Raw genomic sequence first — 22,448 nt, forward strand, 5'->3', positions numbered from 1 at the left:
TCAACGACTCACCGCAATAGCCTGGTTGTTAAGAATACGCGGAGTCAGGAAAACAAGCAGCTCGGATTTGCTGTCGGCGACCACGTCGCGGCGGAACAGACGTCCGATGAACGGCAGGTCGCCGAGGAAGGGCACCTTGTCCACGGACTTGGCCTGGGTATTGGAGAAGACTCCGCCGATCACGATGGTTTCGCCATCGCCGATCAGCACCTTGGCGTTGACCTCGTTCTTGTTGATCGGCGGCACTCCGCCTATCGCCTTGGAGAAGTCCGCCTGATCCTTGGTCACCTTCACCTCCATGATGATGCGGTTGTCGGGGGTGATCTGCGGCGTCACCTCCAGCGACAGCGCCGCCTCCTTGAAGGAGGTGCTGGTCGCTCCGCTGGAGCTGGCCTCCTGGTAGGGGATCTCCTCGCCGGTCAGAATCTTCGCCGTCTCCTTGTCCGAAGTGAGAACCTTGGGCTGGGAAATGACCTCTCCATTGCCGGTCTTTTCCATGGCCGACAGTTGAAGGTCGAGAATCAGGTGGTCGGAAACGAAGCCGATGCCGAGACCCGATGTACTGTTCGCCACGCCCATGTCGACGAAGGGGACCGGCGCCACGCCATCCTCCAGCGTGAAGTTGCCGACCTGATCGGTCCCGGGCAGAAACACCTGCCCGTCATCGACGGATTGCGCACCATCCTTGCCATACAGGCTCCACTGGTCGTTCACGAAGCTGCCGCCCCAGCGAACCCCCAGGCTCTTGTCGTAATCGACATTGGCCTCGACGATGCGTGCCTCGATCATCACCTGGCGCACCGGAATGTCCAGCTGGGCGACGATCCGTCGCAGCTCGTCCAGACGCTCCTGGGTCTGGTAGGCGATGATGTTGTTGGTCCGCTCGTCGACGGTGATGGAACCGCGCTGCTCTTCACCCTCTTCGCCGCTGGTGACCGACTGGAATAGCTTGGCGATATCCGCTGCCTTGGCGTAGTTCACCTGGACCAGCTCGCGGCGCAGGGGAGCCAGCTCGGCGATCTGCTGCTGCGCCTCCAGCTCCTGACGCTCGCGCGCCGCGATTTCGTCGGCCGGCGCCACCAGCAGGACATTGCCGACCTTGCGCTTGTCCAGCCCCTTGGTCTTGAGCACCAGATCGAGCGCCTGGTCCCAGGGCACATTCTGCAGGCGCAGGGTGATATTGCCCTGCACGGTGTCGCTGGCCACCAGGTTGAGGTTGGTGAAGTCGGCGATCAGCTGCAGGACCGAGCGGACATCGATATCCTGGAAGTTCAGCGACAGCTTCTCGCCGGTATAGGCGAAGCGGTCGGCATTGCGCTTGGCGACATTTTCCTGGGTCAGCGGCTTGACGCTGACGGTCAGGCGGTTGTCGGTCTGGTAGACCAGATAGTCGTACATGCCGGTCGGCTCGATCAGAATGCTGGCCTTGCCACCCTCACTCGAAGCACTCACGAACTGCACGGGCGTAGCGAAATCCTTGACATCCAGACGTGCCCGCAGGGATTCCGGCAACTGCGCACCCGGGAAGTCCAGGCGAATCCTGCCACCCTGCTCCTGGATATCGGGATTCATGCCCGGACTCGACAGATCGATGATAACGTTGCCTTCGCCCTGCTCGCCGCGCTGGAAGTCGATGCCCTGGACGGTCTTGCCGGCCGGCGCATAGGGCTTGACCAACGGAGCCGGAGCCGCCGTGGCGACCGGTGACGGCGCAGTGCCGGCCTGCTGGGGCGCGGCGGCCGACTCGCCGATCACCACATAGAGGTTGTTGCCTTCGGCTCGCGTGCTATAGGGCGACAGGCTCGCCAGGTTGACGATCATCCGGGTGCGGCCGCCCGCCTCGACCAGGGTGACGCTGCGGGCATTGCCGACGCCCAGCTCGCGATACCGGGTCCCCAGCTTGTTGGCTACACCGGGCAGATCCAGGGCGATCCGGGCCGGCTGCTCGATGGTATAGCCGCGCGGCGCCGGCACGGGCTCGTCGAAGGACAACTTGAGCTCGACCCGATCGCCAGGCAGGGCGGCCACATCCAGAGCCTTGAGGTCGGCCGCCAACAATTCCGGCGACAGCAGGGCAGCCAGGACTGAAATACCAAGACGCGAAAGGGTGCTGTTCATTGACTGGTTCCGTAATGCAGACCGGGAATTTTTCTTCATGCTGGATGCGCCCATCACGAGCGCTCCTTCAAAGTGAGACTGCGCGGACGCTCCAGCCAGCCGCCTTCGCCATCAGGAACGATTTCCACGACATCGATGGAGGCCTCGTTGATCTTGACGATGCGACCATGGTTGCGCCCCAGATAGTCGCCCACCTTCACCCGATGGACAGCGCCCGCCCCGCGCATCAGGGCCTGCACGCCCTCCCCGTTGGAGAGCGTGCCGACCATCTCGAAGACTTCGATGTTGAAGCCCTCGAGATACTGCCTGACCCGCTTCTCATCCGGACGGATGTCCTTCGAGCCCCTCTGCTGGGTGGCCAGGTCGATTTTCACCGGTGGCTGGAATGGGCTGCGCATGGCTGCCGCACTGTAGGTGAAGGCCTCGTAGGGCTGAAACTCCGGCAGCGGCTCGATCGTTCCCTTGGGCCGCGCACGAACCTCGTCCATATAGATCTGCAAATCCTGAAACTCATTACCGACATTGCAACCGGAAAGTCCGACAAGGGCCGCAATGCAAATCAGACGGGCGCCCCTCATTTCTGCAGTCCCTTGTCGTTATAGCGATAAGTCTTGGCCAGTATTTTCATGCGCAACTTCGTGTTGTCTCCCGAGGCCACGGGTTTTATTTCGAAGTCATGCAATGTGACTATTCGCGGAAGACTGGCAACTCCGCTGACAAAAGTGGCCAGATCGTGATAACTGCCCACTACAGATATTTGTATCGGCAATTCGATATAGAACTGCTGGGCAACTTCCTGGAGAAGTTTGATCTCCTCGAACTCCAGTCCACTGCCCAAGCCGGTACGGGTGATGTCCTCGAGCAGTCCCGGCACCTCGGTATCGCTCGGCAGCTGTCGCAACAGGACACCGAAGGAGGTTTCCATCTCCGCCATCTGCCGCCTGTAGGCCTCCAGGTTCGCCGCCTGGAAGGCCTTGGTGGCGAACTGCTGCTTCAGGGTGCCCTCTTCGCCACGCACCCGCTCGAGCTGTTCCTGCAAATCCTTGAGATGGAAGTTGTAGCCCAATGCCAGAACGCCGATCAGCAGCAGCAGACAGGTGATGACCTTCACTGGTGCCGGCCACGATCCGAGGTTATTCAGATCCAGGTCGGACAGGTCGATCTTGCGCAAACTTTCCAGGGACTCGGACAGATTCATTTCCGCGCTCCTTCTTTCTTCTGCGCACCTTTCGAATCAGCCGCCGAGCCACGAACAGTGGCAGCTCCGGTTTGCGCGCCCCCTGTGCCCTGCGCCTCATCCTCCTGTCCCGGCCGCACCTGCTGGACGGTCAACTGGAATACGTTGGCCTGATCCAGGGCGCCGGCCGTCACGGCCTTCACGGCCGTCAGGTTCGGCGCCTCGAGCCATTCGGAGCCATCCAGATTGCGCATCAGGTTCGAGACGCGGTTGTTGGATTCGGCCGCCCCCTCGATAGCGATGTTCTTGCCGGTCATCTTCAGGGAGGTGAAATACACGCCATCGGGCAAGGTGCGAACCAACTGATCGAAGACCCGACCGATGATCGGCCGATTGCCCTGCAGGTCCTGAATGATCTTCATCCGCTCCAGCAATTGCTGGCGACGGGTCTTGAGTTCGCTGATCTCCTTGATCCGCGCATCGAGCACGGCGATCTCCTTGCGAATGAAATCGTTGCGCACACGTTGCGCCTCGATGCTCGCATTCAGGTATCGGTCCCCCAGGAAAACCAGGCCGCCAGCAGCCAGCAATACCGCCCCCAGCGTGACCAGAAAACGCTGGCGACGCTCCTCGCGAAGCTGCTCGCGCCAGGGTAGAAGGTTGATCCGCGCCATCTAATCGAAACTCCTCATCGCCAGACCGCAGGCAACCATCATGGCCGGAGCATCGCTGACCAGCGCCGAGGCATTCACCTTGGGGCTCAACGCCATCTCGGCAAACGGGTTGGCCACCAGCGTCCGGGTCCCGGTCTTCTGCTGGATCAGTTGATCAAGCCCCGGCAGGGAAGAGGTCCCTCCCGCCAGCAGGATGTAGTCGACCTGGTTGTACTGGCCCGCCGCGAAAAAGAACTGCAGCGAACGGGAAACCTGCTGTACGACAGCATCCTTGAACGGCTGCAAAACCTCGCTGTCGTAGTCTGTCGGAAGTCCGCCTTTTTTCTTGGCCAGACCGGCTTCGGCCATGGACAGGCCATAGCGGCGCTGGATTTCGTCGGTGAGTTGCTTGCCGCCGAACAGTTGCTCGCGGGTATAGAGGGTGCGACCGTGATGCATTACGCTGAGCGTCATCATGGTCGCGCCGATATCGACGACAGCTACGATCAATCCCGCCGGATCGCCGCCCAGTTGGTCGACCAGCAGGCCGCAGGCGCGCTCCATGGCATAGGCCTCGACATCGACGACCTTGGCCGTCAGGCCGGCCAGTGCCAGCACCGCCTCGCGGGCCTCGACGTTCTCCTTGCGGCAGGCGGCGAGCAGCACCTCGGCGCGTCCGGGGCTGCGTGGCAGCGGCCCCTGGATCTCGAAGTCGATCGCCACTTCCTCGAGGGGATAGGGAATGTATTGGTCGGCCTCAAGCTTCAACTGGGTTTCCATTTCATCCTCGGAAAGCCCGGCATCCATCTCGACGGTCTTGGTAATCACCACGGAACCCGCCACGGCCACGGCCGCGTTCCTGGTTCCGGTCTTGGCCTTGGCCAGCACCTTGCTCAAGGTCTGGCCGACACCATCGAGATCGACAATGTTCTTCTCGACGACGGCATTGGCAGGAAGCGGCTCGACAGCGTAGGCCTCTACCCGGTAACGGTTACCCGAACGACTCAATTCGATAAGCTTGACCGTGGTCGAACTAATATCGATCCCCAGTAATGAACCCGCTTTCTTGTTGAAGAGCCCTAGCACAACCAATTTCCTTGCTGTATCCGTAACTTACGGACAATTTATGTAATGGCGCATTAGATAACAGGCTTGACAGAAGCGTAAATGGCTACCCAGCAGAAAAACCGCATATAATGTGACCAGCTTTTCGCTTTTCGCCTTGCCTGAAAATCCGTCCCTCTTTCATCTGGAAACCCCGCGGCCTTGATGCGTTTGCTTAAATTCTTCGGCTGGACTTTCGTCGCCACTTTCAGCAGCCTGCTGCTCGGTCTGAGCGGAGCCTTCCTCTATCTGGGACCCAGCCTTCCGTCGGCCGAATCGCTGCGCACCATCCAGTTGCAGATCCCCCTGCGGATATACAGCAGCGATGCCAAGCTGATTGCGGAGTTTGGCGAAATGCGCCGCACCCCCATCCGCTATGCAGACATTCCCCCGGACTTCATCCATGCCCTGCTGGCTGCGGAGGACGATAACTTCGCCAGCCATTATGGCGTTGACCTTGCCAGCCTAATGCGCGCTGCCACGCAATTATTGAGCAGCGGGCATATTCAGACCGGGGGCAGCACCATCACCATGCAGGTGGCGAAGAATTTCTTCCTGACCAGCGAGCGGAGCTTCTCGCGCAAGGCCAACGAAATCCTTCTTGCCCTGCAGATCGAACGGGAACTCAGCAAGGAGGAGATCCTCGAGCTCTATGTCAACAAGATCTACCTCGGTAACCGCGCCTATGGCATCGAGGCCGCAGCCCAGGTCTATTACGGCAAGCCCATCCGCGAACTGAGTCTGGCGCAGCTGGCGATGATCGCCGGCCTGCCGAAAGCCCCGTCGCGCTTCAACCCGCTGGCCAATCCGGCACGCAGCAAGGAGCGGCGCGACTGGATCCTCGGGCGCATGCACAAGCTCGGGCACATCGACGAGGCCCGCTACCAGCAGGCCCTCGCCGAGCCTGCGGAAGCCAGCTATCACGTAGCCACTCCCGAGCTGAATGCGCCCTACATCGCCGAAATGGCCCGCGCCGAACTGGTCGGCCGCTATGGCAGCGATGCCTATACCGAAGGATTTCGGGTCACCACCACGGTTCCCAGCGACCTGCAGGAGACAGCCAGCATGGCCGTGCGCCAGGGGCTGCTCGACTACGACCGGCGCCATGGCTACCGCGGCCCCGAGGCTCGACTGCCCGGCACGAACAGGGACGCCTGGCTGGAGGAGCTGAACAAGCGGCGCATCATCAACAACCTCGAGCCCGCCGTCGTCACCCAGATCGGCAGCAGCGCCATCCATGTCCTGACGCGCAGCGGCAACGAAGAAAAAGTGAGCTGGGAGAGCATGAGCTGGGCTCGCCCCTTCATCAGCGCCGACAGCCAGGGCCCCAAACCGCAGCAGCCGGGCCAGGTGGTCAAGATCGGCGACCTGATCCGCGTCCAGCGCCAGGAGGACGGCAGCCTCGCCTTCAGCCAGATCCCCGCCGCCCAGAGCGCCCTGGTTTCCCTGGATCCGCGGGACGGAGCCATACGCGCCCTGGTGGGCGGCTTCTCCTTCGAGCAGAGCCACTACAACCGTGCCGCCCAGGCCAAACGGCAGCCTGGCTCGAGCTTCAAGCCCTTCATCTACAGCGCGGCGCTGGATCGCGGCTTTACCGCCGCCAGCCTGATCAACGACGCACCGATCGTCTTCGTCGATCCATATCTGGACACGGTCTGGCGCCCGAAGAACGACACCAACACCTTCCTCGGCCCGATCCGCATACGCGAGGCCCTGTACAAGTCGCGCAACCTGGTGTCGATTCGCCTGCTGCAAAGCACGGGCATCGACTATACCCTCGACTACATCGGCCGCTTCGGCTTCGACAAGCGGGACCTGCCGCGCAACCTGTCCCTGGCGCTCGGCACGGCCAACCTGACCCCGCTGGAAATCGCCGGCGGCTGGAGTACCTTCGCCAACGGCGGTTACCGCACCCAGCCTTACCTGATCGAGCGCATCGAAGATCGCGACGGCAAGCTCCTCTATCAGGCCAATCCGCCCCGCGTGCCGGGAGAGCAGCCGGCACCCGGCGCCTTCGTCAATACGTCGGCCGCCACCGAGGACTCAATACCAGACACCACCAGCGGCGACCTTCCGGAGAATGCCCAGCCGACGCCAGCCAGCCAGCCTCCCGTAGCGCCCGAGCCGATTGCCGCCGAGCGCATCGTCGATGCCCGCACCACCTACATCATGACCAGCATGCTGCAGGATGTGATCAAGCGCGGCACGGCCCGTCGCGCCCTGGAAATGGGGCGCAGCGACCTGGCCGGCAAGACCGGGACCACCAACGAATCCAAGGACAGCTGGTTCTCCGGCTACAACGCCGACTACGTCACCACCGTCTGGGCCGGCTTCGACCAGCCGGAAAGCCTGGGCAGCCACGAATACGGCAGCACCGTGGCCCTGCCGATCTGGATGGGCTTCATGTCTGCCGCCCTGAAGGACAAACCGCCCCACCTGCAGGCCGAACCCGAAGGATTGCTGACCCTGCGCATCAACCCAAGCAGCGGCCGCATCGCCTCACCCGGCACCCCCGGAGCCTTCTTCGAGCTGTTCAAGAACGAGGCTCCGCCTCCCATGGCCAGCGAGGAGGAGTCCAGCCAAGGCAGCCTGGCGAAAGATTCCGCTCCGCCGATCGACCTGTTCTGAGTCCAATAAAAAAGGAACCCCGCTCGAGGCGGGGTTCCTTTTTGTTGAGAGAATTGCGGATCAGCCGCTGAACACCGCATCCACCGACTGCAGCGGGTAGTGCTTCGGATAGGGCAGGGAGGCCACGCCGCTCTCGATGGCGGCCCTGGCCACGGCGTCGGACACCAGCGTGATCAGCCGCGGGTCCATGGGCTTCGGAATGATGTATTCGCGACCGAACTCCAGGCCGGAGACCCCGTAGGCCTCGCAGACTTCCTTGGGCACCGGCAGCCTGGCCAGCTCGCGCAGGGCGTGGGCCGCAGCGATCTTCATCTCCTCGTTGATGCGGGTGGCGCGCACGTCCAAGGCGCCGCGGAAGATGAAGGGAAAGCCCAGCACATTGTTGACCTGGTTCGGGTAGTCGGAGCGACCGGTGGCCATGATCACGTCGCTGCGCGTGGCATGCGCCAGTTCCGGCTTGATCTCCGGGTCCGGGTTGGAACAGGCGAAGACGATCGGGTTCGGCGCCATGCGCAGCAGGTCTTCCGGGCTCAGCAGATTGGCGCCGGACAGGCCGACGAAGACGTCGGCGCCGTCGAGGGCGTCGGCCAGGGTGCGCTTGTCGGTTTCGTGGGCGAACACCGCCTTGTACTGGTTCAGATCGTCGCGCCCGGAATGGATGACCCCCTGACGGTCGATCATGTGGATGTTCTCCACCTTGGCGCCCAGGCTGACCAGCAGGCGCATGCAGGAAATGGCCGCGGCACCGGCACCGAGACAGGCGATCCTGGCAGTCGGCAGGCTCTTGCCGGCGATTTCCAGTGCATTGAGCATGCCGGCCGCGGTGACGATGGCGGTGCCGTGCTGGTCGTCATGGAAAACCGGGATGTCGCACTGTTCGATCAGGGCCCGCTCGATCTCAAAGCATTCGGGCGCCTTGATGTCCTCCAGATTGATGCCACCGAAGGTGATGGAAATGCGCTTGACGGTATCGATGAAGGCCTGCGGGCTCTCCGCGTCGACCTCGATGTCGAACACGTCGACGCCGGCGAAGCGCTTGAACAGCACGCCCTTGCCTTCCATGACCGGCTTGGAGGCCAGCGGGCCAAGATTGCCCAGGCCGAGGATCGCGGTACCGTCGGAAATGACGGCGACCAGGTTCCCCTTGCCGGTGTAGGTGTAGGCCAGTTCGGGATCGCGGGCGATTTCCCGTACCGGCTCGGCAACGCCGGGGCTGTAGGCCAGCGACAGGTCGCGGGCGGTTTGGGTGGGTTTGGTCAGTTCCACGCTCAGCTTTCCGGGGCGCGGATGAGCGTGGTATTCGAGGGCGGCGGTTTTGAGATCGGACATATTTATAGTTTCCATTTTTATTATGTTGCGACTTGCAGGATGAGCATACGGCAAGACGACGAGTACCAACAATAGCACTCAACGCCGCATGTCAAGGCCTCTAATATAAGACTTTCAGCCACTCTCCCGGACGTGGCTCAAGGTCCGGATAAAGATTGTTCAATAGCCGCAAGCGCATCACGGATGCCTCCGCCACCCCGCTGGCCTGACTGAATCCGGCCAGCCGCTGCCCCTCGCCGACCCGCACCCGGCGCAACCGCAACGGCTGGGCCAGCTTCCGTTCGGTGTCCTGCAGCGGCCGGAAACTCCCAATCACCCGCAGAAAGTCAGCATCCGCCGCCCCCAGGCCGGACTTGCCCTTGAGCGCCGCCACGAACAGGAAGGCCTGGCGCTCCCGGTACAGGACCGCGACCCGCCGGGCTGGGGTACCGGGCATGAGGCCGGTATACCCCTGCAGCCCCTGCTGGCGCAGGGGGCTGCCCTCGAGCAGACGGCGATCGCCGATGCGCTGCTGCAGGAACGCCTCCGGCGCCAGCTGCGGATCGACGGGCTCCATGGTCATGGCGATCAGCCCCTGGCGATCCGGCATCAGCCCGACCAGCGCATCCGGCCGATTGAGCAGCGCCCAGCCCTGCGGAAAGCTCAGGGTGAAGTCCAGCGGGCCGTGATAGAAGGCCTGTCCGCGGACCACCCCCGAGGCCTCCGAATCGCCGAAGGGCAGGCCCTCGATCTGCTCGAGAAAGCCCTCCCGATTCACCTCCTGGCGCACCGCGACCAGCCCCCGCGCAGACCCGACCACCTCATGCAGGCGCCGATCATTGTCCGGATGGCTGTCGAAGAGTCCGTGATAACCCGACTCCGGCTGCGGCTCGCCGCGCTGGGCGGCCTCCTGGCGGGCAAAGTCCTCCTGGTTCTTCAAGAGCCGGACCACCGCGATCATTGCCTCGGGATCGTAGCCGGCCCGCGCCAGATACTGCGCGCCGAGGCCATCGGCCTCCAGTTCCATGTCCCGCCCGTAGCCGCGTACCAGGGCACTGCCGAGCATGCTGGTCAGATCGCCCGCCGCGCCCACCCCGGTACCGATGGCGATGACCTGGCTGACGATGCTCCAGGCGCTCGCCTGGCTCTGCTGGCGCACCCCGTGGCGCGCCGTGACATGCCCGACCTCGTGACCGAGCACCGCCGCCAGCTCAGCCTCCGAATTGAGGTAGGCCAGCAGGCCGCGATGGATGTAGACATAGCCGCTGGGCAAGGCGAAGGCGTTCAGATCCGGCGAGTCGAGCACGGTGAAGCGGTAATCCAGGGCGCTGCGGTGACTGTAGCGGGCGACCCGCTCGCCGACCTGCTGCACATAGTCCTGCAGCCGCTCGTCGGCATAGCGCGGATATTGCTCGAGGACCTGCGGGTGGAGGCGACGACCGATCTCCAGTTCCTGACGCTCGCTCAGCATGACGAAATCGCTGCGCCCACTGACCGGATTGGTCGCGCAACCTGCCAGCAACCCCAGCAGCAACAGGACCAGACATGGCTTCATGGCGGCACCTCGAGCATCAGCGGATGGGTCAGCGGCAGCATCCAGCGCATCTGCCCCCCGTCCATGCGCTCGCGGCGGGAGTGGTCGACCACCCAGCCGCGCGCCTCGATGTGCCGTCCCGGCAGGCGCTGCAGAGCGGGCAGGTCGAACAGGCCGAGCCGTTCCGGCTCGATGCGCAGGACCAGCGGCCCGTCCAGCTCGATCCACAGACCGCCGCGATTGCGCTCGACCCCGCTCACCCGCGCGCGGATCAGGGCAAAGCCGCCACGCTGCAACTGCTCCGGCGTCTTCCAGGCCGGGCGCCGCCAGAGCCCCTCCCGGGCCGCCCGCGCGTGGCGCTCGGCCTCCTGCAGACAGCCCGCCAGCGCCACGTTCGGCGTCATCGCCACCTGATAGCCTAGCCCCTCGGCAAGCAGCTGCGCCTCCCAGTTGCGCCCGCGCCCGTCATAGGCATGGGCCAGGGTGCGTCCATAGCGATCCTTGGCCTGAGTCCCCGGCTGCAGGCCGACCCACCTGTCGTTGGCTGTCACCAGTTGCCGCAGGCGCTCGCGCGCCGCCTCGGCAAAAGGCTCGGCAGGCCGCCCCCGGCGTTCGCGCTCCGGCGTATTGAGGCCGATCAGCCGCACGCGGCGACCGTCGGCGAGGCGCAGGGTATCGCCGTCCAGCACCTGCTCCACGCGAGCGGTCGACAGTTTGCCCGGTGCCGGACAGAACGCCTGGGCCGGAAATCCCCAGACGACGGAAACGAAAAAGGCGCCCGCGAGGGGCGCCTTTTTCAGCAGCTCGAAACAGTCCATCAGGCCGTCCTGGCCATCGGCGCTTACTTGGCGCCGAACACACCGAAACGCTGCTTGAAGCGGTCGATACGGCCGCCGGTGTCGAGCACCTTCTGCTTGCCGGTATAGAACGGATGGCACTCGGAGCACACGTCGATGCTGAGGTTCTTGCCCAGGGTGGAGCGGGTCTTGATCACGTTCCCGCAGCTGCAGGTCGCCTCGATCTCGACGTAATTCGGATGGATATCGGCTTTCATGGAAAAGTCCTCGACTCTGGCGTACCGCCACCCGACCCTATGTCAGGCACCGTACGGAAACAGGCGGCGGATGATACCAGAGCACTGCCCTGATGCAAGCGCGCAAAGCCGGCTGGTCGCCGTACCGATCTCGTTGCCTGCTAAGATCGCTGCTCCCCGCCAAGGACTGCCCGCGTGCCCGCCCCGATCCTCCGTCTCGCCCTGCCCTCCCCACTGCGCCGCCTGTTCGACTACCGCGCGCCGCCTGGCGTGCCACCTGCCCTCCTGCAGCCGGGCGTGCGCCTGCGCGTACCCTTCGGCCGGCGCGAGGTGGTCGGCGTATTGGTCGAGCTGAGCGGGCACAGCGAGGTGCCGGCCGACAAACTGAAGGCCGCCCTCGAGCTTCTCGATCCCAGGCCCGCGCTGCCGACGAGCCTGCTCAGGCTGTGCCGGTGGACGGCCCACTACTATCAGCACAGCCTCGGCGATACCTTCGGCTGGGCCCTGCCGGCGCTGCTGCGCCAGGGCGAGCCGGCCGAGCGGCGCGAGGAGCGCTGGTGGCATCTGGCCGAAGGCGCCCGCCCGGACGACCCGCGCCTGGCCCGCGCGCCGCGCCAGCGCGAGGCCCTGCAGGTCCTCGCCCAGCACCCCCACGGCGTGCCCCAGACGCTGCTCGGCAAGCTGCAGCTGAACAGGGCCAGCCTCGACCTGTTGCTGGCCAAGGGCCTGCTGCACACCGAGGTACGCCAGCACGCGCCCCGCGAACGGCACGGCAGCTGGCTGCTCCAGGCCGAACTGCCGCTGAACGACGAACAGCGCGAGGCGCTCGAGGCGGTGCGCGCCGGCTTCGGCGGCTTCAACGCCTTCCTCCTCGCTGGCGTCACCGGCAGCGGCAAGACCGAGGTCTATCTGCAACTGATCCGCCAGGTACTCGAGGCCGGCCGGCAGGCACTGGTGCTGATCCCGGAAATCAACCTCGGACCGCAGACCCTGGAGCGCTTCACCCGCCGCTTCAACGCACGGATCGCCCTGCTCCACTCCGGCATCGGCGACCGCGAGCGCCTGGACGCCTGGCTGGCGGCCCGCGACGGCGAGGCGGACATCGTCATCGGCACCCGCTCGGCGCTGTTCACTCCGCTCAAGCACCCCGGCCTGATCATCGTCGACGAGGAGCACGACGCCTCCTACAAGCAGCAGGAAGGCCTGCGCTACCACGCCCGCGACCTCGCCGTGGTGCGCGCCCGGCAGGAGGAGATCCCGATCCTGCTCGGCTCCGCCACGCCCTCACTGGAGAGCCTGCACAACGCCCACACCGGCCGCTACGCCCTGCTCCAGCTCCGCCAGCGCGCCGGCCACGCCCGCCCGCCGCGCTTCCTGCGCCTGGACGTGAAGAGCCGTCCGCTCGACGCCGGCATCTCCCCGCCCCTGCAGCAAGCCATCGCCCGCACCCTCGCCGCCGGCCAGCAGGTGCTGGTGTTCCTCAATCGCCGCGGCTTCGCGCCGACCCTGCTGTGTCACGACTGCGGCTGGATCGCCCAGTGTCCGCGCTGCGACGCGCGCATGACCCTGCACCAGCGCCAGCGCGAGCTGCGCTGCCACCACTGCGGCCACGTCGAGCGCCAGCCGACCGCCTGTCCGCAGTGCGCCCGGGTCGACCTGCGCCCGGTCGGCGCCGGCACCGAGCGCACCGAGGAGCGCCTGGCCATCCTGTTTCCCGACTACCCGGTGCTGCGCGTCGACCGCGACAGCACCGCGCGCAAGGACGCACTGCCCAGGCTGCTTGCCATCATCCACCGCGGCGAACCCTGCCTGCTGGTCGGCACGCAGATGCTCGCCAAGGGACATCACTTCCCGCGGGTCACCCTAGTGGCGATCCTCGATGCCGATGGCGGCCTGTTCTCCGCCGATTTCCGCGCCAGCGAGCGCATGGCCCAGTTGATCGTGCAGGTCGCCGGGCGCGCCGGGCGTGCCGAAGAGCCGGGCACGGTGATCATCCAGAGCCACCTGGCCGACCACCCGCTGCTGGTCCAGCTCGCCGAACAGGGCTATCTGGCCTTCGCCGAGCAGGCCCTCGAGGAGCGCCGCGCCGCCGGCCTGCCGCCCTTCTCCCACCTCGCCCTGCTGCGCGCCGAGGCGCACCGGCCGGGCCAGGCCGAGGACTTCCTCGAACAGGCTGCCGCCGAGGCCCAGCACCTGCTCGATGCGCTGCAGCTCTCCGGTATCGAACTGCTCGGCCCGGTGCCGGCGCCCATGGAGCGCCGCGCCGGCCGCTACCGCGCCCAGCTGCTGCTGCAGGCCGCCAGCCGTGCGCCGCTGCGCCGCCTGCTCGGGCCGTGGCTGGCGGTTCTCGAACGCCTGCCCGGCGCCCGCACGGTACGCTGGTCGCTGGATGTCGACCCGGTCGACCTGTACTGAGACACGAACTCTGGCGCCAGCCGGCCTGTCGATCGGCACGGCCGCCGCCCGGACTCGCACCGGTTGGCAAGCCCGCCCCTGCCGCGGATAATGCCCGGTTTTCACAACCCGCCTTCCCGGTGCAGCGCCCCTCCGCGGCCACGAGCAGACCATGAAAGACACGATTCGCCAGCTGATCCAGCAAGCCCTGACCCGCCTGACCGATGACGGCGTGCTCCCCGCGGGCCTGACGCCGGCGATCCAGGTGGAAAACAGCAAGGACAAGAGCCACGGCGACTTCGCCAGCAACATCGCCATGATGCTGGCCAAGCCGGCCGGGCTGAAGCCGCGCGAGCTGGCCGAGAAGCTGATCGCCGCGTTGCCGGCCAGTGCCTCGATCAGCAAGGTGGAAATCGCCGGCCCGGGCTTTCTCAACTTCTTCCAGAACAGCGATGCCCTGGCCCAGCGCCTGCAGCGGGCGCTGGCCGACGAGCGCCTCGGCGTGCGCAAGCACGGCGACCTGCAGCGCGTGGTGGTCGACCTCTCCTCGCCCAATCTGGCCAAGGAGATGCACGTCGGCCACCTGCGCTCGACCATCATCGGCGACGCCGTGGCGCGGGTGCTGGAGTTCCTCGGCGACACCGTGATCCGCCAGAACCACGTCGGCGACTGGGGCACCCAGTTCGGCATGCTGCTGGCCCACCTGGAGGAGAACCCGGCCTCCGCCGAGAGCGAGCTGGCCGACCTCGAACAGTTCTACCGCGCCGCGAAGAAGCGCTTCGACGAGTCCGAGGCCTTCGCCGACCGCGCCCGCGAACTGGTGGTCAAGCTGCAGGCCGGCGATGCGGAATGCCTGCGCCTGTGGCAGCGCTTCAACGAGGTCTCCCTGTCGCACTGCCAGGAAGTCTACGAGCGCCTCGGCGTGCGCCTGAGCGCGGACGACATCCGCGGCGAGAGCGCCTACAACGACGAACTGCCGGGCATCGTCCAGGCCCTGCGCGACAAGGGTCTGCTGACCGCGAGCGACGGCGCCCAGTGCGTGTTCCTCGACGAATTCAAGAATGCCGAGGGCAACCCGCTGCCGGTGATCGTGCAGAAGGCCGGCGGCGGCTATCTGTACGCCACCACCGACCTCGCCGCGATGCGCTACCGCAGCAAGGTGCTCGAGGCCGACCGCGTGCTCTACTTCGTCGACCAGCGCCAGGCCCTGCACTTCCAGATGGCCTTCGCGGTGGCGCGCCGCGCCGGCTTCGTGCACGAGGGCACGGACCTCGAGCACATGGGCTTCGGCACCATGAACGGCGCCGACGGCCGCCCGTTCAAGACCCGCGACGGCGGCACGGTGAAGCTGATCGACCTGCTCGACGAGGCCGAACAGCGCGCCTACGCTCTGGTCAAGGGCAAGAACCCTGACCTGCCCGAGGACGAGTTGCGCAGCATCGCCCGCGCGGTCGGCATCGGCGCGGTGAAGTACGCCGACCTGTCCAAGCACCGCACCAGCGACTACAGCTTCAACTTCGAGCTGATGCTGAGCTTCGAGGGCAACACCGCGCCCTACCTGCTCTACGCCTACACCCGCGTGGCCAGCGTGTTCCGCAAGCTGGGCAAGGGCTTCGCCGAGATCGACGGCAGCCTGGTCCTCGAGGCCGACCAGGAGCAGGCACTGGCCGCCCGGCTGGCGCAGTTCGGCGAGGTGCTCGGCAACGTCGCCGAGAAGGGTCTGCCGCACCTGCTCTGCGCCTACCTCTATGATCTGGCCGGGCTGTTCTCCAGCTTCTACGAGAACTGCCCGATCCTCGCTGCCGACACCCCGGCCCGCCAGCAGAGCCGTCTGCTGCTGGCCGCGCTGACCGGCCGCACTCTCCGGCAGGGCCTGGAACTGCTCGGCCTGGAAACCCTGGAACGCATGTAAGTAAAGGGACTTACCCACCAGCATGGCAAAGAACACTGCCCCCAAGCGCGGCGCCAGCCGCACCCCGCCGCCGCACCGGCGAGAGATACCGAGCTGGCTCTGGCTGGCCTGCGGCCTGGCCGTCGGCGGCTTCGCGATGTTTCTGACCAAGCTCGAGCCCGGCAGCGACGCGATCAAGCGCGACACTGCCGAGCAGTCGCCGAGCAAGGCGGCGCCGCAGCAGCCGAACAAGCCGAAGTACGACTTCTACACCCTCTTGCCGGAATCGGAGGTCGTGGTACCGCCGACGGCACAACAACAGCCACCACAAGCGCAGCCGCAGAGGCCGCCGGAACAGCCGCCAGCCCAGTCGGTGCCACAGCTGCCCCCGGCACAGCAACAGGCACAGCCACCGCAGCAAACGCAGCAGCAGCAGCAGCAGCAGCAGCAGCTTCCGCCGGCACAGCCGACGCAGCCAGCAGCGCAGCAGCAGGCAGCACAGGCAAAGCCGCCGGCACAGCGCCCGGCTCAGCAAGCTCAGCAGCCCAAGCTGACGCCGGCCCAGGACGCCGCCCGCGCCGAAGCCCTGCTCAACGGCCGCACACCGCCCGCCGTCACCGCCAAGCCGCCGGCCCTGGCCAAGCCCGCGCCGGCCACCCACTACTATCTGCAGGCCGGCTCGTTCCGCAGCAAGGCCGACGCGGACGATGCCCGGGCGCGCATCGCCCTGCTCGGCCAGAGCGTGCGCGTCGAGGTCGGCACCGTGCGCGGCGAAACCTGGCACCGCGTGGTGGCCGGCCCCTTCACCAACCGCCAGCAGCTGGAGCAGGCGCAGAAGCAGCTGGCCGGCGACGGTTTTCGCAACCTGCTGCCCCAGCAGCGCCAGACGCGCTGAACGCCCGGCCGGCTGCCCACCGCGGCCGGCCCCTCGCCGTTGAAATCTCCCCGCCGTCACCCCATATAGGCTCCACTCGGGCATTTTCGCCCCGCAGCGTGGAGAGACTCCCTTGACCACCATCGTTTCAGTCCGCCGCCAAGGCAAAGTCGTCATGGGCGGCGACGGCCAGGTTTCCCTCGGCAACACCGTGATGAAGGGCAACGCGAAGAAGGTCCGCCGCCTCTATCACGGCCAGGTGCTGGCCGGGTTCGCCGGCGCCACCGCGGACGCCTTCACCCTCTTCGAGCGCTTCGAGGGGCAGCTGGAAAAACACCAGGGGCATCTGGTCCGCGCCGCCGTCGAGCTGGCCAAGGACTGGCGCACCGACCGCACGCTGAGCCGCCTGGAAGCCATGCTGGCGGTGGCCAACAAGGACGCCTCGCTGATCATCACCGGCAACGGCGATGTGGTCGAACCAGAGGAAAGCCTGATCGCCATGGGTTCCGGCGGCCCCTACGCCCAGGCCGCGGCAAAGGCACTGCTGCTGCACACCGACCTGTCCGCCCGCGAGGTCGCCGAGACCGCACTGAACATTGCCGGCAGCATCTGCGTCTTCACCAACCAGAACCTGACCATCGAGGAGCTGGACCTCGACTGAGTGTCCGCCGCCCCTCCGGCCGCAGCCTCGCGGCCGTCGAACAGAACGCCGTGGCGAGGGGTCCCAGACCCGACGCCCTCCGCATGAAGCGAGCCCTACCCATGTCCATGACGCCCCGCGAAATCGTCCACGAACTCAACCGCCACATCGTCGGCCAGGACGACGCCAAACGCGCCGTCGCCATCGCCCTGCGCAACCGCTGGCGGCGCATGCAGCTGCCGGCCGAGCTGCGCGCCGAGGTGACGCCGAAGAACATCCTGATGATCGGCCCGACCGGCGTCGGCAAGACCGAGATCGCCCGCCGGCTGGCCAAGCTGGCCAACGCGCCCTTCATCAAGGTCGAGGCGACCAAGTTCACCGAGGTCGGCTACGTCGGCCGCGACGTCGAGTCGATCGTCCGCGATCTGGCCGATGCCGCGCTGAAGATGCTGCGCGAGCAGGAGGTGAACAAGATGCGCTTCCGCGCCGAGGACGCCGCCGAGGAGCGCATCCTCGACGCCCTGCTGCCGCCGGCACGCCAGGGGTTCGGCGACGAGCCGGTGACGCGCGAGGACTCCAACACCCGCCAGCTGTTCCGCAAGCGCCTGCGCGAGGGCCAGCTGGACGACAAGGAAATCGACATCGAGATCGCCGAAGCGCCCGGCGGCGTGGAGATCATGGCCCCGCCCGGCATGGAGGAGATGACCAGCCAGCTGCAGAACCTGTTCTCCAGCATGGGCAAGGGCAAGAAGAAGAGCCACAAGCTGAAGGTCAAGGATGCGCTCAAGCTGGTCCGCGACGAGGAGGCGGCCCGCCTGGTCAACGAGGAGGAGCTGAAGGCCCGCGCCCTGGAGGCAGTCGAGCAGAATGGCATCGTCTTCATCGACGAGATCGACAAGGTGGCCAAGCGTGCCAACGTCGGCGGCGCCGATGTCTCCCGCGAGGGCGTGCAGCGCGACCTGCTGCCGCTGATCGAGGGCTGCACGGTGAACACCAAGCTCGGCATGGTCAAGACCGACCACATCCTGTTCATCGCCTCCGGCGCCTTCCACCTCGCCAAGCCCAGCGACCTGGTGCCGGAGCTGCAGGGCCGTCTGCCGATCCGCGTCGAACTCAAGGCGCTGACTCCGGAGGACTTCGAGCGCATCCTCACCGAGCCCCACGCCTCCCTGACCGAACAGTACAGCGAACTGCTGAAGACCGAAGGGCTGGACATCGAATTCACCGCGGATGGCATCAAGCGCATCGCCGAGATCGCCTGGCAGGTCAACGAGAAGACCGAGAACATCGGCGCGCGCCGCCTGCATACCCTGCTCGAACGCCTGCTGGAGGAGGTTTCCTTCAGCGCCGCCGACCTGGCCGCCGATCACAGCGGCCGGCCGATCGTGATCGACGCCGCCTACGTCAACAGCCACCTCGGCGAACTGGCCCAGGACGAGGATCTGTCGCGCTATATCCTGTAAGCGATCCCCGCCGTCGCAGGGTGGAAAACCGCGCAGCGCTTTCCACCCTGCAGCTCGCCGCCTCACCCTGCGGAGTTCCACCGATGCGCCTGCCCACCGCCATCAAGCTGCACAAGGCCTCGAAGACCCTCGAGCTGCACTACGGTCCCGACGAGCAGTACCGCCTCGACGCCGAGTTCCTCCGCGTGCACTCGCCCTCGGCGGAAGTGCGCGGCCACGGCCATCCCGTGCTGCAGCACGGCAAGCTCGGCGTCGGCCTGAGCGGCGTCGAGCCGGTCGGCCAGTACGCCCTCAAGCTGATCTTCGACGACGGCCACGACAGCGGCCTCTACAGCTGGGACTATCTCTACCAGCTGGCCCGCGACCACGACCGCCTGTGGCTCGAGTACCTGGCCGAACTGGAGCGCGCCGGCAAGTCCCGCGACCCGGACGAGTCGGTGGTCCGGCTGATGCTCTGAGGCGGGCCGCGGCCGTCCCGCGCCGACTTCGGCGCCTCGACTGCATGGAAACAATCGAGCGCAGGCAGCAGGGGGTGTTGACGTTTTGGCGTGAGCCTATGCCAAAACGTCAACACCCCCTAGAATGGCCGGCACATTTTTCCGGTGCCAGCGACATGAACGATCCGCGCAAGGGCCGCGAGGCCGAACCCACCACCCATTTCGGTTACCAGAACGTCCCGGAAAGCCAGAAGGCGCAGAAGGTCGCCGAGGTGTTCCACTCGGTGGCCGCCAAGTACGACCTGATGAACGACGTGCTCTCCGGCGGCCTGCACCGCCTGTGGAAGCGCTTCACCATCGAGTTGTCCGGCGTGCGCCGGGGCAACCGGGTGCTGGACATCGCCGGCGGCACCGGCGACCTGACCCGGCAGTTCTCCCGCCTGGTCGGCGAGAGCGGCGAAGTGGTGCTGGCCGACATCAACTCCTCGATGCTCAAGGTCGGCCGCGACCGCCTGCTCGACAAGGGCGTGGCCGGCAACGTGCGCTTCGTCCAGGCCGACGCCGAGAAGCTGCCGTTCCCCGACAACCACTTCGACGTGGTCACCATCGCCTTCGGCCTGCGCAACGTCACCCACAAGGAAGACGCCCTGCGCTCCATGCTGCGGGTGCTGAAGCCGGGCGGCCGCCTGCTGGTGCTGGAGTTCTCCAAACCGTCCAACGCCCTGCTCGGCAAGGCCTACGACGCCTACTCCTTCGCCTTCATGCCGCTGGCCGGCAAGCTGATCACCAACGACGCCGACAGCTACCGCTACCTGGCCGAGTCGATCCGCATGCACCCGAACCAGGAAACCCTCAAGGGCATGATGGTCGAGGCCGGCTTCGAGCGCGTCACCTACCACAACATGACCGGCGGCATCGTCGCCCTGCACCGCGGTCTCAAGCCCTGATGCTCGGCACGGCCCTGCTCGCGAGTGCGGAGCACGCACTCAACCGCCTGCTGCGCCTGGACGGCACCGCCCAGCCACGCCTGGCGCGGCTGGGCGGCCGCGTGATTGCGGTGCGCTGCACGGCGCCCGAGCTGGCCCTCCATATCCTGCCGAACGCCGACGGCCTGCGTCTGGCCAGCCACTGGCAGGGCGAGGCCGACTGCACCCTGCACGCGCCCGCCGCGAGCCTGCTGCGCCTGGCCGCCAGCCGGCAGAAGACCGCCATCCTGCACAGTCCCGAGGTCCGCCTGGAAGGCGACAGCGCCAGCCTGCTGGCGCTCGCCGAGATCCTCGAGGATCTCGAGCTGGACTGGGAATACGAACTGTCGCGCTGGCTCGGCCCGGTGGCCACCCAGCTGTTCGCCGGCAGCCTGCAACACGCTACGCGCTGGAGCGGCCAGAGCCTGGCCAGCCTGCGCCAAGACCTGGCCGACTACCTCGGCGAAGAGTCGAGCACCCTGGTCGGCCGCCACGAAGCCGAGGCCCGCTTCGCCGAAGTCGACGACCTCAGGCTGGCCCTGGACCGCCTCGAGGCGCGCCTTGCCCGCCTCGCCCACCCACAGGAACCCCGCGACAACGCATGAAGCTCCTCGCCGTCCGCCGCCTGCTGCGCATCCAAAGCGTCGTCGTCCGCTATCGCCTCGACGACCTGCTGTTCGACCTGCCACTGCTGCCCTGGTGGCTGCGTGCGCTCGGCTACTGCCTGCCATGGCGCTGGTTTCCCCGCGCGCCGAGCGACCAGCCGCGCGGCGTCCGGCTGCGCCTCGCGCTGCAGGACCTCGGGCCGATCTTCATCAAGTTCGGGCAGATCCTGTCGACCCGCCGCGATCTGCTGCCGCCGGACATCGCCGACGAGCTGGTCTGGCTGCAGGACCGCGTGCCGCCCTTCGATCCGCAGCAGTCCGTGGCGCTGATCGAGGAACAGCTCGGCGCCCGGGTCGACGAGGTGTTCGCCCGCTTCGACAGCGAGCCGCTAGCCTCGGCCTCGGTCGCTCAGGTGCATGCGGCGCAGCTGAAGAGCGGCGAGGAGGTGGTGGTCAAGGTGGTCCGCCCGGGCCTCAGGGCGGTGATCCGCCAGGACCTGGCCTGGCTCTACCTGTTCGCCCGGATGGCCGAGGGCGCCTCCACCGAAGCCCGCCGCCTGCATCTGGTGGACGTGGTCGGCGACTACGAGAAGACCATCTACGACGAACTCGACCTGCTCCGCGAGGCGGCCAACGCCAGCCAGCTCAAGCGCAATTTCGAGGGCTCGCCGCTGCTCTACGTACCGCAGGTGCACTGGGAGTGGTGCCGGCCCAAGGTGCTGGTGATGGAGCGCATCTACGGCGTGCCGGTGACCGACCTGTCCGCCCTCGTCGATCAGGGCACCGACCTCAAGCTGCTCGCCGAGCGCGGCGTGGAGATCTTCTTCACCCAGGTGTTCCGCGACAGCTTCTTCCATGCCGACATGCATCCCGGCAACATCTTCGTCAGCACCCGCCAGCCCTGGGACCCGCAGTACATCGCCATCGACTGCGGCATCGTCGGCAGCCTGACGCCGCAGGACCAGGACTACCTGGCGCGCAACCTGCTGGCCTTCTTCAAGCGCGACTACCGCAAGGTCGCGCAGCTGCACATCGACTCCGGCTGGGTGCCGGCCGACACCCAGGTCAACGAATTCGAGGCGGCGATCCGCACCGTCTGCGAGCCGATCTTCGAGAAGCCCTTGAAGGACATCTCCTTCGGCCAACTGCTGCTGCGCCTGTTCCAGACCGCCCGGCGCTTCAACATGGAGGTCCAGCCGCAGCTGGTGCTGCTGCAGAAGACCCTGCTCAACATCGAGGGGCTCGGCCGCCAGCTCTATCCGGAGCTGGACCTGTGGACCACCGCCAAGCCCTTCCTCGAGCGCTGGATGCGCAAGCGCATGAGCCCGAAGGCCATGCTCGACAATCTGCAGGGCCAACTGGAGCAGCTGCCGCATCTGGCGCAGATGACCCGCGCGGCGCTGGAAGGCATGGCCCGGCCGGCGCACGGCGCCCCGTCGCCCCGCGACCGGCACATCCTGCGCCTGCTCGGCGCTGCCCTGCTGGCCGGCGGCGTGCTGCTCGCCAGCCAGGCGCCGCTGAACGCCGCGGATGCCTGGCCGGGCTGGCTGATGCTCGCCAGCGGCCTCTATCTGCTGGTACGCCGCCAGCGCTTCCCCGACTGACCCGGTTGTCGCGACGCCCG

General features: G+C 66.5%; 19 protein-coding genes. 10 read left to right on the forward strand and 9 right to left on the reverse strand.

What is annotated here, in order from left to right:
• Genes EV691_RS10910 through EV691_RS10930 form a run of 5 tightly spaced genes read right to left on the reverse strand, consistent with a single transcriptional unit; the run spans position 1 to position 5,034 of the window.
• Positions 1-2,118, reverse strand: a complete 2,118-nt coding sequence (locus EV691_RS10910; protein WP_165496501.1) for a type IV pilus secretin PilQ — start codon at positions 2,116-2,118, stop codon at positions 1-3.
• Positions 2,119-2,171: 53 nt separating this feature from the next.
• A complete protein-coding gene (gene pilP, locus EV691_RS10915; RefSeq protein WP_131296738.1) occupies positions 2,172-2,696 on the reverse strand; it encodes a type 4a pilus biogenesis lipoprotein PilP in 525 nt (174 codons plus the stop codon).
• The gene (pilO, locus tag EV691_RS10920; RefSeq protein ID WP_089167131.1) at positions 2,693-3,316 is read right to left on the reverse strand and encodes a type 4a pilus biogenesis protein PilO; all 624 of its coding nucleotides are present in this window, start codon (positions 3,314-3,316) and stop codon (positions 2,693-2,695) included. The genes pilP and pilO overlap by 4 nt, the downstream gene beginning before the upstream one ends.
• Positions 3,313-3,969 (reverse strand): PilN domain-containing protein, encoded by a 657-nt coding sequence (locus EV691_RS10925; RefSeq protein WP_131296735.1) that lies wholly within the window; start codon positions 3,967-3,969, stop codon positions 3,313-3,315. Before EV691_RS10925 ends, pilO begins: the two co-directional genes overlap by 4 nt.
• A complete protein-coding gene (locus EV691_RS10930) occupies positions 3,970-5,034 on the reverse strand; it encodes a pilus assembly protein PilM (protein WP_131296733.1) in 1,065 nt (354 codons plus the stop codon).
• A 372-nt stretch (positions 5,035-5,406) separates the two neighbouring features.
• On the opposite strand from EV691_RS10930, the gene EV691_RS10935 reads away from it, so the two are divergent.
• Entirely contained in the window at positions 5,407-7,680 is a 2,274-nt protein-coding gene (locus tag EV691_RS10935) for a penicillin-binding protein 1A (RefSeq protein ID WP_377802343.1), read from the forward strand.
• Between the two features lie 60 nt (positions 7,681-7,740).
• Here EV691_RS10935 and EV691_RS10940 read toward each other — a convergent pair whose 3' ends face one another.
• From EV691_RS10940 to rpmE, 4 genes are all read right to left on the reverse strand, one after another.
• A complete protein-coding gene (locus tag EV691_RS10940) occupies positions 7,741-9,009 on the reverse strand; it encodes a malic enzyme-like NAD(P)-binding protein (protein ID WP_131296729.1) in 1,269 nt (422 codons plus the stop codon).
• A 100-nt stretch (positions 9,010-9,109) separates the two neighbouring features.
• The gene (locus EV691_RS10945) at positions 9,110-10,543 is read right to left on the reverse strand and encodes a M48 family metalloprotease (protein ID WP_131296727.1); all 1,434 of its coding nucleotides are present in this window, start codon (positions 10,541-10,543) and stop codon (positions 9,110-9,112) included.
• Positions 10,540-11,340 (reverse strand): thermonuclease family protein, encoded by an 801-nt coding sequence (locus EV691_RS10950; protein WP_207390111.1) that lies wholly within the window; start codon positions 11,338-11,340, stop codon positions 10,540-10,542. Before EV691_RS10950 ends, EV691_RS10945 begins: the two co-directional genes overlap by 4 nt.
• Before the next feature lie 23 nt (positions 11,341-11,363).
• Positions 11,364-11,576: a 50S ribosomal protein L31 gene (gene rpmE, locus EV691_RS10955; RefSeq protein WP_039801850.1), complete on the reverse strand. Its 213-nt coding sequence runs from the start codon at positions 11,574-11,576 to the stop codon at positions 11,364-11,366.
• Between the two features lie 174 nt (positions 11,577-11,750).
• On the opposite strand from rpmE, the gene EV691_RS10960 reads away from it, so the two are divergent.
• The 9 genes from EV691_RS10960 (at position 11,751) to ubiB (ending at position 22,428) form a co-directional block, all read left to right on the forward strand.
• Entirely contained in the window at positions 11,751-13,970 is a 2,220-nt protein-coding gene (locus EV691_RS10960) for a primosomal protein N' (protein WP_131296725.1), read from the forward strand.
• A gap of 151 nt (positions 13,971-14,121) precedes the next feature.
• The gene (gene argS / locus EV691_RS10965; protein WP_131296724.1) at positions 14,122-15,861 is read left to right on the forward strand and encodes an arginine--tRNA ligase; all 1,740 of its coding nucleotides are present in this window, start codon (positions 14,122-14,124) and stop codon (positions 15,859-15,861) included.
• Positions 15,862-15,883: 22 nt separating this feature from the next.
• Positions 15,884-16,735 carry an SPOR domain-containing protein gene (locus EV691_RS10970; protein WP_131296722.1) on the forward strand — a complete coding sequence of 284 codons (852 nt, stop codon included), beginning with the start codon at positions 15,884-15,886 and terminating at the stop codon, positions 16,733-16,735.
• Between the two features lie 112 nt (positions 16,736-16,847).
• A complete protein-coding gene (gene hslV / locus EV691_RS10975) occupies positions 16,848-17,375 on the forward strand; it encodes an ATP-dependent protease subunit HslV (protein ID WP_039801840.1) in 528 nt (175 codons plus the stop codon).
• 101 nt (positions 17,376-17,476) lie between these two features.
• Positions 17,477-18,817 (forward strand): ATP-dependent protease ATPase subunit HslU, encoded by a 1,341-nt coding sequence (gene hslU / locus EV691_RS10980; RefSeq protein WP_131296720.1) that lies wholly within the window; start codon positions 17,477-17,479, stop codon positions 18,815-18,817.
• Positions 18,818-18,900: 83 nt separating this feature from the next.
• Complete coding sequence (locus EV691_RS10985) at positions 18,901-19,275, forward strand: gamma-butyrobetaine hydroxylase family protein (protein ID WP_131296718.1); 375 nt, start codon at positions 18,901-18,903, stop codon at positions 19,273-19,275.
• Positions 19,276-19,430: 155 nt separating this feature from the next.
• Positions 19,431-20,201, forward strand: a complete 771-nt coding sequence (gene ubiE / locus EV691_RS10990) for a bifunctional demethylmenaquinone methyltransferase/2-methoxy-6-polyprenyl-1,4-benzoquinol methylase UbiE (protein WP_089167121.1) — start codon at positions 19,431-19,433, stop codon at positions 20,199-20,201.
• Entirely contained in the window at positions 20,201-20,824 is a 624-nt protein-coding gene (locus tag EV691_RS10995; protein ID WP_131296716.1) for a ubiquinone biosynthesis accessory factor UbiJ, read from the forward strand. Before ubiE ends, EV691_RS10995 begins: the two co-directional genes overlap by 1 nt.
• A complete protein-coding gene (gene ubiB, locus EV691_RS11000) occupies positions 20,821-22,428 on the forward strand; it encodes a ubiquinone biosynthesis regulatory protein kinase UbiB (protein WP_131296714.1) in 1,608 nt (535 codons plus the stop codon). Before EV691_RS10995 ends, ubiB begins: the two co-directional genes overlap by 4 nt.
• The last annotated feature ends 20 nt before the right edge of the window (positions 22,429-22,448 follow it).

It is taken from the genome of Azotobacter chroococcum, from assembly GCF_004339665.1.
In the GTDB taxonomy this organism is placed as follows: Bacteria; Pseudomonadota; Gammaproteobacteria; order Pseudomonadales; family Pseudomonadaceae; genus Azotobacter; species Azotobacter chroococcum.